Genomic DNA, 12,478 nt, shown 5'->3' on the forward strand with positions numbered 1-12,478 from the left:
TACTGTTGCCGCAGAAACGCCCGCATGGCGGGCTACGTCCTTCATTGTAGCCATGATGACTCCCTGTCATTGCATTGGAAGCTACTTTGTTATCATAGTTAATTGTGCTGGCCCAACATCGCACCCTGTAATTTTTAATGGCTCATTGAGCTTTTGTTATTCAATTTTTTCAGCAGGGCGACGGCAACGGCTTCCGAACTGGCCGGATTCTGCCCAGTTATCAGATTGCCATCTTCCACCACGAACGGCATCCAGTCGGCGCCTTTTTGGTAATGTGCGCCAGCGGCAATAAACGTATCCTCGATTAAAAAGGGGACAACGTGGGTTAACTCAACGGCCGCTTCTTCGCTGTTGGTGAAGCCAGTAACGTTACGGCCTTTGATGAGCAGATCGCCCGTTGCTGAGGTAACCTTATGCAGCACGCCCGGTGCATGGCAGACAAAGGCTACGGGTTTCCCGGCGCGATCGAACGATTCAATCAGCGCAATCGATGTGGCTGACTCCGCAAGATCCCAGAGCGGGCCGTGGCCGCCGGGATAGAACGCGGTGTCAAAATCCTCCTGAGACACGGTTTCCAGTTTGACCGTTTGAGAAAGCGCATCCTGTGCGTCTTTATCGGTTTTAAAACGGGCCGTCAGAGCCGTCTGAAATTCAGGAAGATCGCTTTTTGGATCCAGCGGTGGCTGACCACCGGCCGGGGAGGCGAGAACCACGTCGGCGCCCGCATCTTTAAAGACATAGTAGGGCGCGGCAAACTCCTCCAGCCAAAAGCCGGTTTTCTTTCCAGTGTTGCCCAGTTCAGCATGGGATGTCAGAACCATTAAAATTTTCATTGTTAACCTCGATAGTGCTGGTACAGGTGAATTAGTTGTTCAGAAACGCGTCGGCAATGGCTGCTTTATCCTGATAAGGCGCGCGAAGACGAAGATTGGTCATGCCGGCGCTGTCCTGAACAACAACCGGTTTTGCATGACTGAAACGCCTGAAACCATGGATGCCGTGATAGGCACCGGTGCCTGACGCCCCGACGCCGCCAAAGGGTAGGCTGTCGATGGCGGCATGGGTCATAACATCGTTGATGACCAGGGCGCCAGACGTTGTCCTTGTGGCGATTTGGCGTTGGCGCTTCACGTCATGACCAAAGTAGTAGGCAGCAAGCGGGCGTGGGCCAGCGTTGATGTAACGAATAGCGTCATCGATCCTGGTCGCGTATGTTTTTAGCGGCAGGAGTGGCCCGAAGATCTCTTCCTGCATCACCAACATCTCTTCTGTGACGCCAAGAATAAGATGTGGGGCGATCTTTCTGCTGAGCGGATCAAAATCAGGTTCGTTGTCGGGCGCGAGACTGATGATGTGGGCCCCTTTGCGGGCGGCATCCTCCAGCAGCATGAGCAACCGTTGATAGTGCCTGTCGTTAATGATAGCGGTGTAATCCGTATTGCGCTGAAGCGTTGGGTAGCTGTCACGCATAAAACGTTTTGCCGCGTCGACAAAGCTCGCTTCGGATGATTCCGGCAGCAGGACATAATCCGGGGAGATACAGATTTGTCCGGCATTGAACGTCTTTATCGTCAGTATCCGCTCGGCGGCGATGCTGATGTCTGCATCGGTGTCCAACACCACCGGGGATTTGCCACCCAGTTCAAGTGTGACAGGGACCAGATTTTCGGCAGCCGCGCGCATGACGTGGCGGCCGACCGCCGTGCTGCCGGTAAACACCAGATGATCGAACGGTAACTGGCTAAACGCCTGACCGACATCCGCATCCCCCAACACGACCACGAGCTCATTCGAATCAAAGTAATGAGGGACAAGCTCTGCAAGCAATTCAGAGGTAAAAGGCGTCAACTCGGAGGGCTTCAGCATCGCGGTGTTGCCCGCCGCAAAGACACCCGCCAGCGGACCGAAGGCGAGGTTTATCGGGAAATTCCACGGACTGATGATGCCCACAACGCCCAGTGGCTGTGGTTCGATCCAGGCCTGCATTCCCGCAACCGGTACTTCGGCCGCCTCAGGTTGCATCCATTGCTCCAGCTTTTCAGCAGAATGGGTCAACATATTGATAGTGGTAATCAGATCGGCGGCCTGCGTCTGATAGCCGCTGCGGTGACCAAAATCGCGTCCGATCGCAGCGGTCAGGGCCGCATGGTTGTCACGAATTAAGGCGGCGCTGCGAATAAGGCGATCGCGACGTAATGCAGCTGTTGCGGGCTCATTCTGGCGATGGTGCTTTTTCATGGCGTCAAGAATGTGCGATAACGCCTGGGAATGATGCTGTTCGCTCATGTCACTTTCCTGTTGGTGCGGCGGTTTTGTGGGTTGAGAACAGCATAAAGGGTCTGGATGTTTACGGATAACAACGCTATTTTGTCAGGGGTATAAATTAATTTATGGGTGAGCTATGTCGTTGTTGCGTCTACGCACTTTCATGGAGGTATACCGGCAACGCTCGATTTCGGGGGCGGCACGGGTGTTGAACCTGACTCAGCCTGCGGTCTCTCAGCACATCATCGGTCTTGAGGTGGCTATTGGAAGGCCGCTGTTTGAACGTCAACCGCAGGGGGTGAAGCCGACAGTGGTCGCTGACGATCTGGCGGCGGATATCGGCAATAAACTGGATGACGCTGAATCCGCGCTCGCCTCAGCAAGGGCAAGGTCTATGGACGTTGCGGGAACGCTACAGATCATTGGCCATTCTGACTTTATGGCAGAAAAATTGGCGGGGGAATTGCTGCCATTACTGGAAAGCGGTATTCGCGTACATTTGCATGCCGGAGATGGCCCGATGGTTTCACAGATGGTGATAGAAGGGCACTGCGATTTAGGTATCACGGCGCATCCGGTCACCGATACGCGATTAAAGGGGGATGTTATTTTTACCGACCGCGTGATTGCTATTGCATCGCCTGAACTTGCCGAACGCCTGAATAGCAGTGAACATTTTGGTCGGGATTTACTGAATGAGCCGCTGCTGGCCTACAATCTTGAACTTTCACTGATCGAACACTGGCTGGGCAAGAACCGGATAAAATTCAGTTCGTTGCTTCCTGCTATGGTCGGTCAGGATTTACGCGGTCAGAGAAGCCTGTTGTGTAAGGGATTTGGTTGGACGGTCATGCCGGAGTTTTTGTGCCGTGAGCATCTTAATGAAGGTAAGCTGGCCCGTCTTAAAGCACCGGTGGAAGACACGGAAATTCGTTATAACCTGGTGTGGCTACCGAGTGCGTTACGTCAGCCGCGGCTGGCACACACTCGACAGATTCTGCTGAACAGGCTGGGCAACCCGGCTTAAACAAAACTACTCATTGCCCCACTGATTCAAAAACGTCGCTATCTCATCAATGCGCTGTTCGTTGATATCGGCTTCACGCGCCATCTCGTGCTGAGCCTGCTCACTGATCTCTTCATTATTCATTAAGCGAGTGAGCAGCAATTGGAAATAGTGCGCCAGCGCGTCACGCTCTGACTCGTTCACCAACGTGGCGGCTTCCGTCGAATACTCATCCACAATATCATAATATTTAAGGGGTATTTCATTGTTCATACATCGTCCCCACGGGGTAAGGTGTTTGTCAGTACCGCCTGTACAGGCTAATACGCTGCGTCAATTACCACATTAAATCATCGGGCACTTTAAAGTCAGCGTAAGGGTCTTCTTCATCTTGCGCTTCCTGACTCAGTGCACTGTGTAAAACGATACTGCCTGCATCGCGCTGCGCAATTTTTTCGGCCACGCTTGCGGGGATAATGGCGTATTGGCTCTCGCCCTTGTTATCAATAACCAGACGCGCGATAGCGAGACGGCCATTAATCAGTTGCGTTTGCGTCAGCTTATCCACAGTCACTTTTTTGATGACATTATTATCCGTGAAGTTAAAACCAATATCACCTTTTGAAATGTCGATTTTGTTCATTTCAATCAGTTGCTTCACCTGTGCTTTATACTCTTTGGATAACACAGCCTGTTTTTGTTGTTCGCTTAGCTGTTTATCGCGTTCAAGCTGATTTTTTTTATTTTCCTCTACCGCAGCTCTGGCTTCACGTGCCTGAACGCGTGATTTTTTGGCCGTTCTTTCAACTTTGGCCATTTTTTTGCTGGTTACTAATCCCGCTTTCAGCATCTGCTCTTGTAAGGTGAGTTTTGTCATCGTCGTTTCGAAACCGTAAAAAATTTTGTGGGATTATACCTGTAATCGCCGAGGCTGTAACCGGGCGTAAAGCCCGATTGCTATGGCGTTTGAATCTGGAGGGCACTATCAGGGCGCATGAATACAGTAGCGAAACGGCTTCACACCTTGAGCAGTTTCACCGTGGCCTCAACGTCTATTTCATCTTCCGTGAAAATTAACGTCGACCCCTGGAAGGTGGTGATCGCCAATTTCTTCATCGAGCGAACATCGCTGGATGTAGCGACTGATTTCGGCTTGATATTTCCCATCAGCGCACCCACAGAAAGCACCGTATTTTCTTTATCAATCCGGGTATCGGCAGGCACTTCTTCGCTGAATACCAGAAAGGATTTAATGGCGGTAAGCTTGATGCGTTCGCCTGCGATATAAATGTATTTGCTTTCCGGCTCGACTTTCACGGCGTAAGCCGATAGACCCTTGTTATTTGTGGTCGGTTCGAAGCTGACAGTCGCGCCTTTTTTAAGCAGATCCGGATTGGCGACCTTAATCACATGAAAATAACGGTTATCGCCGTTTTCATCTTTGATAAATCCAAACCCTTTATCTTTAAACCAGGTTGTGATCGTTCCGTTCATCGCCATTACCACCTACTTAATCGATTATTACCCTATTTTTGCAGCGCGCAGTGTAAAGCACAATCCCTGCGCAGACCATCTCTTTGGTTTGCTGCTTAACGATAAATGTCAGGTGTTTTTGTCAGGAATGCGCTATCAGGAGACTGAAAACAGAGCAATGGAGGAAACACTAAGAAACAAGAAATGGTGCGTTCTAATGGACTCGAACCATCGACCCCCACCATGTCAAGGTGGTGCTCTAACCAACTGAGCTAAGAACGCATTTTATGAGGCTGGCTGCTAAAGCAGCGGGCGAGGCCCTGTGCTGCCGTGCGGGGCGCATAGTAGCGAGTGAACGGGATGCTGGCAAGACGCAAATGCAACATTTATGCGGTTGAACGGCACGACTGCTGCGCTTGTGTTCACTTTGCGTTTTTTTCACCCAGCGCAGGCGGCGTGCTGCCTTTTGCGCTGGGTGATATCAGGGTTAGCGCGCCGCGCGCGCCAGAATATCGCCAGGGGGTTGACGTTGTAAGTAACGGATGCGTAGCACCATCATGATCGCGGCAGCCGTGAGCCCGATGATAAAACCACACCAGAAACCGGCAGGGCCCATGCGTGGCACCCAATAATCGGTCATTGCCAGCAAATAGCCGCTGGGTAAGCCGAGTATCCAGTAGGAGACGAAAGTGATGTAGAAAATGGAACGCGTGTCTTTATAGCCGCGTAATACGCCATTACCGATGGCTTGCACCGCGTCTGAAATCTGATAAATCGCGGCAAAGAGCATTAACTGTGCCGCCATGGCGACCACTTCGGGGTTTTTGTTATACAACAAGGCTATCTGTTCACGCAGCAACGCGGTGAAAATGGCGGTACAACAGGCCAGCATCACGCCGGTCGCGATGCCGGTGTAGGCGGCAACACGCGCATTTTCCACGGAGCCTTCCCCCAGCCGATGACCGACGCGGATCGTCGAGGCGATGCCGATAGACAATGGCAGCACAAACATCAGTGAACTGAAATTTAGTGCTATCTGGTGCCCGGCAACGTCAATCACACCGAGCGGCAGGATCAGCAAGGCGACAATGGCAAACAGTGACACTTCGAACAGCAGGGCGAGCGCAATCGGCAAACCAAGCGAAAACAGACGCCGCATGGCGGAGATATCAATCTGCCAGCGCTGCCACTTGATATCGCGCAGCCAGCGTGCGTGCATACTGTAAAACGCCATCATCAGCATCATGATCCAGTAGGTAGAGGCTGTCGCAACGCCGCAACCTACACCGCCCAGTTCGGGCATGCCAAATTTGCCGTAGATAAAGATATAGTTCAGCGGGATATTGATCAGCACACCAATAAAGCCAATTACCATGCCCGGCTTGGTTTTGGATAACCCCTCACACTGGCAGCGTAACACCTGATAGAACAGGTAGCCTGGCACCCCCAGCAGCATCACGTGCAAATAGCCGATGGCAACATTCGCCAGCTCCGGTGAGTCGGTATGCATCATGGCAATAACATGCTTGCCGTTATACAGCACTACCATGGTGATAACCGCAACGATCGCGGCCAAAATAAACGCCTGCTGAACCTGATGGGCGATGCGCGGGCGCCGACCAGAGCCGTTAAGCTGGGCCACCACCGGCGTGAGCGCCATCAATAAACCATGCCCAAACAGGATAACCGGTAACCACACGGAGGTACCGACTGCAACCGCTGCCATATCGGTGGCGCTATAAGCACCCGCAATAATGGTGTCAACGACACCCATGGACGTTTGGGAAACCTGCGCAATAATGACAGGAACCGCGAGCGTTAACAGGCTCCGCGCCTCTGACACATATTTCTGCACGCAAACACCTTCCTTGAATTGTTAAAACGAAAAACTGACGTCGAGACCCCCCTCGCTTTCTGTTATACGGCAGCACGGCGAAGTGGCGCGTTGCTTTTCCAGCAGGGGGTTGGGATGAATGAAAGTAAACAACCGCAAGCGAGATAACGAGCATAAATGGCTTTTGAAGCCACCCATCTGAGATGGAAAATCAATCGATGACAGAACGTTGTTCTAGTGTAGCGGCTTGGCACACGTAAACCAACTGCTTCGTAAGATATTGTGTCAGTGGAGAGGTTATGTTGTCTTATCGGATTTGTCAGGCGACAAAGGCCGGAATACGTTTGGTTTTCCAGTCGTTATGAGGCACACTGCAAGATGATTTGTCAGTCTGTATTCCCTCGCGGCGTGCCGCGGTAGGCGTAGGGGGAGAGACTGGCACAGTAGCATTCAGTTATTTCACTGATTTATTATGAGGCAAGCGTATGTTTACCGGTATTGTTCAAGGCACCGCGCCGGTGGTGTCCATCGATGAAAAAACGAACTTCCGCACGCATGTGGTAAAACTTCCTCCCGAATTACTGACCGACCTGGTGACAGGTGCCTCTATTGCGAATAACGGCTGCTGCCTGACGGTGACGGCAATTGATGGCGATCGGGTCAGTTTTGATTTAATGAAAGAGACGCTGCGCCTGACCAACCTGGGCGATATCACGCCGGGCGATCTGGTGAATATTGAGCGTGCCGCGAAATACGGCGATGAGATTGGCGGACATGTTATGTCCGGGCATATTATGTGCACGGCCGAAGTGGTTAAAATCCTTACCTCGGAAAACAACCACCAAATCTGGTTTAGACTGGCCGATGAATCGCAAATGAAATATGTGCTGCACAAAGGGTTTATCGGTATTGATGGCATCAGCCTTACGGTGGGCGAAGTGACACGCAGCCGTTTCTGCGTGCATTTGATTCCCGAAACGCTGCAACGCACCACGCTCGGTCAGAAGCGATTGGGTAACCGGATCAACATTGAAATCGATCCGCAAACGCAGGCAGTGATCGACACGGTTGAACGTGTGCTGGCACAGCGTCAGGCACAAGAGGCCGCAACGGCAAATGCCGCGCAGAGCGCCTAAAGTCTGACCTGAAAAGGCAAGAAAAAAATGCCGTACACCCTTGGCTGCACGGCATTACGTTGACCGCTATCAGCGCGTTACACGCACGCCGCCTTCAATACCTTGAGGGCTAAACAACACCTGCCACAGTTGAATGTTCCGTGCGCGAAACGCCCCGGCGCAGGCATTCAGGTAGTAACGGAACATACGGTTAAAACGCGGTGAATATCGGTCTGCTAATTGTGACCAACTGGCGACAAAGCGATCGTGCCAGGCCATCAAGGTTTTATCGTAATCGGCCCCAAAATTGTGCCAATCCTCCATCACCAGATAAGGTTCACTGCGTGCGGCAATATGACGCACGGAGGGCAGGCAGCCGTTGGGGAAGATATATCGGTTAATCCAGGGGTCAACCTGTGAATCGGTTTTATTGGCGCCAATGGTATGCAGCAGAAACAGCCCTTCCGGTTTGAGATTTTTGCTGACGACGCGAAAGTACGTATCGTAATTTTTCGGTCCAACGTGCTCAAACATGCCGACAGACACGATGCGATCGAAATGTCGGTGAAGGTCACGATAATCCTGCAATTCAATGGTGACGTTGAGATCGCTACAGCGCGCCTGAGCCAGCTTTTGCTGCTCACGCGAGATGGTCACGCCGTAAACCGATACGCCATAATGGCGTGCCGCATAGGCGGCCAGCCCGCCCCAGCCGCAACCAATATCCAACAGTGTCATACCTGGCTGAAGCTGAAGCTTTTCGCAAATCATGCGCAGTTTGGCCTGTTGCGCCTGCTCCAGGGTCGTGGCCTCTTTCCAGTAGCCACAGGAGTATTGCATATGCGTGTCGAGCATCAGGCTAAACAGATCGTTGCCCAGATCGTAATGCTCTTCGCCGACGATCCACGCTCGCTTACGGGATTGCGGGTTAACCAAGCGCGTAGCGACAATATGAAAAATGTCTTTGAGATGGTGAGGGGTTTTTTTCTCAAGCCCCGCGCGTAAAATGCGCCGAAAAAAACAGTCTAGACGATCGCACTCCCACCAACCGTCCATATAACTTTCCCCGAGACCCAGGGATCCTTCACGCAGAACGCGCTTGTAGAAATCGGGGTGACGTACCCGGATATCAAACGGCCGTGAACCATTGATCTTGATATCAGCGATAGCCAATAATCCCTGTACGATACGGAACCAGGACGTGTTATGTTCTGCCAGTTCCTCTACATATGATGAACTCATAACTTCTCCCAACCTTGCCAGACAGTGCCGCAAGGAACAGCATAGACAGTCTCTCATCAACCCGAACGCTGCGATTTGTACGCAGCGTGCTCGAATCACGGGCAGATCGCCCGTTGTTCAAATAGTAAGCGGTTGCATTCGTGCGCAGCCGTTTATGCTTGCCCGCCGCACAGCGGCAGCGTGCATAACATCCATCGTCTACTCTCTGAATACCCAGAGGGAATGAAGTGTCAACGCCAGTACGTGGAAACACGTAGGGGCACGTATCCTGATACGCAGTGCTGCGCTCGTTATAATAAGGATAAGTGTAGGGATATTGTCCGAATGAAAAACAGTGTATGACTGCTTCAATCAGAGGACAAGTCAAAATTGATTGAAGCGGCCCTATAAAATTTACAAATCAACGTGCTATACCCGTCATACTTCACGTTGCAGGTGTGTTGGCTACACTCGCTCACCCGAATCACTTACTGAAGTAAGCTCATCGGGATTAATGAATCTCATCCCTGAGATTCACCCTTCGGGCCAGCGCTTGCGCTGTTCAAATCTGTTCCAGACAGATTTGTCCCTCATTTGCCGCCGTCCTGCAACCCGAATTATTTAGGGTATATAAGAAAGTCATCTTAAACATCAACGGCGGTAGTCGCGGAAAGGGCCATCACACACTGAACGCCGCTCGATAAGCGTCGGATGAACCTCTATCACTTGCGCATCTTCACGCTTGCTAGTGATGCGATCGAGCAGCATGGTAAAGGCCGATTGGCCCAAACGCTCTTTCGGTTGGTGGATTGTGGTCAAGGCAGGCGTGAAATAACGTGCATGGCGAATATTATCGTAACCAATCACAGAAATGTCCTGGGGTACACGTAGCCCCAGCTCATCTGCTGCGCAGATGGCACCCATGGCCATGATATCGCCGCCGCAGAAAATAGCGGTCGGGCGTTGTTTCTGCGCTAAAATCTGGTGCATGGCTTTATAGCCGGATTCCGGTTCAAAATCGCCCTGAACAATCCACTCATCGCGAACGGTGATATCCGCTTCCTGCAAGGCTTTGAGAAAACCCAGATAGCGCCCTCTGCCAGTGTTACGTTCCTGAATACCGGGAATAGCACCGATGTCACGGTGGCCGCGCTCAATCAGGTAACGGCCAGCCAGATATCCACCTTCAAAGGCATTGTCAATAATGGTGTCTGTGAAATCGCTGTGTGCCTGACCCCAATCCATCACCACCATGGGGATGCTGCGGTAATCGGCTAACATGCTCAACAATTCAGGCGGATACTCCGCACACATCACCAACAGGCCATCGACCCGCTTTTGTGCCAGCATGGAAAGATAGGCACGCTGTTTTTCCAGGTTATTGTGCGAGTTACACAGAATCAGGGTGTAACCTTTGGCATAACAGCTGTTCTCAACCGCTTCGATAATTTCTGCAAAGTAGGGCGCTTCGCTCGAGGTGGCGAGCAGCCCAATGGATTTAGTGTGGTTGACCTTTAAGCTCCGCGCCACGGCGCTTGGGGAGTAGTGTAATTCCTTGATGGCTTCCCGCACGGCCGCTTTAGTCTCTTCGGCGACGAAACGGGTTTTATTGATGACGTGAGAGACGGTTGTTGTTGAAACGCCAGCACGCTTTGCCACATCTTTGATCGTTGCCATCTAAACATGACTCCTGAACTTACTTGTTACGGCAGTTTATAGTTTGTTAATCGTTTGCTTTTGCGTAATGTTCTCTTTCCGATGGTAGAAACAGGATATCAGAAGGAGACTGCCGACGTACTTTGTACCTAAAGGGGACGTGTTGATCCCATTGAAGATGACGTGTTCGGACACCGACGCAGCGCACGGTAAACAGCGAATTTTGGCTGATTTACTGCGAAAGTGAAAGGGATAATTGATTTAATTAGTGCAGCCGGGATCGGAGATTTTCCCTATAGAATGTGTAACAATAGTTTCTTGGCGCCATTGTGCTGCGGCGATTGGTGTGCAAGAAAGAGTGTGGCATTCCTGCGGCGGCAATTCTCACTCGTTTTTGTGTTTCAAGGAGATAGTATGAATACTGATTTAAAAATGTCATTACTGACCACTGTTGGGGCGTTAGTCATGATCATCGTATTTAGCTTTGTTGCCGTGATGAACTGACAGCGATTACATAAAGACCAGGCTGCGTCGGCATCACCTGGTCTTTATTATCATTATCGCTAATGCGTCGATTGGGTGATTAGCGAATCGTTTGAGGGGTCACCACGCGGCGTGCGCCAATGTAGTGCTCCTGCCAGTAGTCTTCACTTAGCTTACTGATTTTGATATCGGCACCGGTTCTCGGTGACTGAATAAATTTACCGTTACCGAGATAAACCCCGACATGATCGGCGGTACCGCGACCGTTGATGCGAAAGAATACCAGATCGCCAATCTCCAGTTCACCCTTGTTGATGGGGGCCGCATCGCGCAGATGATACATTTCATTGGCGGTGCGCGGGATTGGGATTTTCACCACATCTTTATAGGCATAATAGACCAGACCGCTACAGTCGAAGCCGGTGTAGGGCGAGTTTCCCCCCCATTGATAAGGCTTACCGATCTGGCTCATCAGTTTGTTCATCGCCGTCATTTTTGCATGCTGGTAACGGCGCTTATGCGCTTCACTGAGCACCGGCTCTTTTCCTGCTTTCTTTGCGCCTGGTTTTATCGCCGCCGTTTTTTTCTCAGCGGTATCAGCCCCTTTTTTGAGCCCTTTTACCAGTTTTGCCGGTGTTGCGCTGTGGTAGCGCGATGACGTGTTTTTTGCCGCTGTGGTTTTGGCTTCCACATCGTCAACGTCAACACGCTTTTTATGGGGTGCCGTTTTACTGGGAGTGGTGCTGGGCGCTATTTTGGCTTTTTTCTCAACGCCCTTTTTTTCAATGCCCTTTTTCTCAACGATCTTTTTTTCAGGCTGCGCTTTGGCTTTTGTTTTTTCCGGCGTCGCCTTTTTCTTTGGTGGTTCTGGTGGGGTTTGGGGCTTTTTAGCGGTTTTGGCTGTCTGGTTTTTTTTCAGGTGTTTATCATCCGTGCTGGCGCTGGCTTTCTTCTCCGCATTGGTGTGCGGAGCTGCCTGGGCAACATTAACAAACAGATGGCTGAAGAAAACAAAGATCAGAGTAATAAATACACGCATGATAAAAGAGACCGAATACAATCCTTAACTCGCTCAATTCGAACAGTATTCACGAAAACGGCATGAGAAAAAAGCAGGAAATCACCTTTTCGCTTAACAGAATCATGAGAAAACGTTAATAATTGTTTTCCCGCTGTAAATATCACCATTTATTGCGGCATATTTCACCGAGGGGACTCGAGGGAGAGGGGGATAGGAAAAACCCTACAAAAAATGGCGTTTTTTTGTCATGACCGCTCTCGCTACAATGACGCAACGGTCAATGTGCTTTGCAATCCAGTAGATCACAAAGCACATGCGCGACAATGGTGCGATAATACCCCGTTACATAATGATGCCGTGCGATCCCTCCGACAGGAAGAGGGTAGCGTGATGGCTCGCAGAAA

The 12,478-nt window shown here is 51.1% G+C and carries 13 protein-coding genes and 1 tRNA gene; 3 read left to right on the forward strand and 11 right to left on the reverse strand.

The genetic code is table 11. The features are described from left to right. From J5224_RS35770 to J5224_RS06030, 3 genes are all read right to left on the reverse strand, one after another. Positions 1-54 (reverse strand): LacI family DNA-binding transcriptional regulator (locus J5224_RS35770; protein ID WP_413544649.1); only part of this gene is annotated, 54 nt, incomplete at its 3' end. Between the two features lie 80 nt (positions 55-134). Continuing rightward, positions 135-833, reverse strand: a complete 699-nt coding sequence (locus J5224_RS06025; RefSeq protein WP_264624499.1) for a type 1 glutamine amidotransferase domain-containing protein — start codon at positions 831-833, stop codon at positions 135-137. A 31-nt stretch (positions 834-864) separates the two neighbouring features. Further along, positions 865-2,286, reverse strand: a complete 1,422-nt coding sequence (locus tag J5224_RS06030; protein WP_264624500.1) for a coniferyl aldehyde dehydrogenase — start codon at positions 2,284-2,286, stop codon at positions 865-867. 115 nt (positions 2,287-2,401) lie between these two features. Here J5224_RS06030 and J5224_RS06035 point away from each other — a divergent pair, with 115 nt between their 5' ends. Further along, positions 2,402-3,292 carry a LysR family transcriptional regulator gene (locus J5224_RS06035; RefSeq protein ID WP_264624501.1) on the forward strand — a complete coding sequence of 297 codons (891 nt, stop codon included), beginning with the start codon at positions 2,402-2,404 and terminating at the stop codon, positions 3,290-3,292. A gap of 6 nt (positions 3,293-3,298) precedes the next feature. Here the strand turns inward: J5224_RS06035 and J5224_RS06040 are convergent, their stop codons facing one another. The 5 genes from J5224_RS06040 to J5224_RS06060 form a co-directional block, all read right to left on the reverse strand. Continuing rightward, entirely contained in the window at positions 3,299-3,544 is a 246-nt protein-coding gene (locus J5224_RS06040) for a YmjA family protein (protein WP_264624502.1), read from the reverse strand. Between the two features lie 64 nt (positions 3,545-3,608). Next, positions 3,609-4,148, reverse strand: coding sequence for a DUF2058 domain-containing protein (locus tag J5224_RS06045; RefSeq protein ID WP_264624503.1), 540 nt, complete (start codon positions 4,146-4,148; stop codon positions 3,609-3,611). A 140-nt stretch (positions 4,149-4,288) separates the two neighbouring features. Continuing rightward, complete coding sequence (locus J5224_RS06050; RefSeq protein WP_264624504.1) at positions 4,289-4,771, reverse strand: cold shock domain-containing protein; 483 nt, start codon at positions 4,769-4,771, stop codon at positions 4,289-4,291. 178 nt (positions 4,772-4,949) lie between these two features. Further along, a tRNA-Val gene (locus tag J5224_RS06055) sits at positions 4,950-5,026 on the reverse strand. A gap of 205 nt (positions 5,027-5,231) precedes the next feature. Beyond that, on the reverse strand, positions 5,232-6,599 hold the full coding sequence (locus tag J5224_RS06060; protein WP_264624505.1) for an MATE family efflux transporter: 1,368 nt from the start codon (positions 6,597-6,599) through the stop codon (positions 5,232-5,234). A 464-nt stretch (positions 6,600-7,063) separates the two neighbouring features. Between J5224_RS06060 and J5224_RS06065 the strand changes: the two genes are divergently transcribed. Further along, on the forward strand, positions 7,064-7,714 hold the full coding sequence (locus J5224_RS06065; RefSeq protein WP_264624506.1) for a riboflavin synthase subunit alpha: 651 nt from the start codon (positions 7,064-7,066) through the stop codon (positions 7,712-7,714). A gap of 69 nt (positions 7,715-7,783) precedes the next feature. Here the strand turns inward: J5224_RS06065 and cfa are convergent, their stop codons facing one another. Both cfa and purR read right to left on the reverse strand, forming a co-directional pair. Further along, a complete protein-coding gene (gene cfa / locus J5224_RS06070; RefSeq protein WP_264624507.1) occupies positions 7,784-8,935 on the reverse strand; it encodes a cyclopropane fatty acyl phospholipid synthase in 1,152 nt (383 codons plus the stop codon). 630 nt (positions 8,936-9,565) lie between these two features. Continuing rightward, positions 9,566-10,591: an HTH-type transcriptional repressor PurR gene (purR, locus tag J5224_RS06075; RefSeq protein WP_264624508.1), complete on the reverse strand. Its 1,026-nt coding sequence runs from the start codon at positions 10,589-10,591 to the stop codon at positions 9,566-9,568. 393 nt (positions 10,592-10,984) lie between these two features. Here purR and J5224_RS06080 point away from each other — a divergent pair, with 393 nt between their 5' ends. After that, positions 10,985-11,074 carry a YnhF family membrane protein gene (locus J5224_RS06080; RefSeq protein ID WP_264624509.1) on the forward strand — a complete coding sequence of 30 codons (90 nt, stop codon included), beginning with the start codon at positions 10,985-10,987 and terminating at the stop codon, positions 11,072-11,074. 79 nt (positions 11,075-11,153) lie between these two features. On the opposite strand, the gene J5224_RS06085 is transcribed toward J5224_RS06080, so the two are convergent. Next, entirely contained in the window at positions 11,154-12,092 is a 939-nt protein-coding gene (locus J5224_RS06085) for a C40 family peptidase (RefSeq protein WP_264624510.1), read from the reverse strand. Positions 12,093-12,478: the final 386 nt, after the last annotated feature.

The sequence above is a fragment of the Candidatus Symbiopectobacterium sp. NZEC135 genome, from assembly GCF_025962695.1.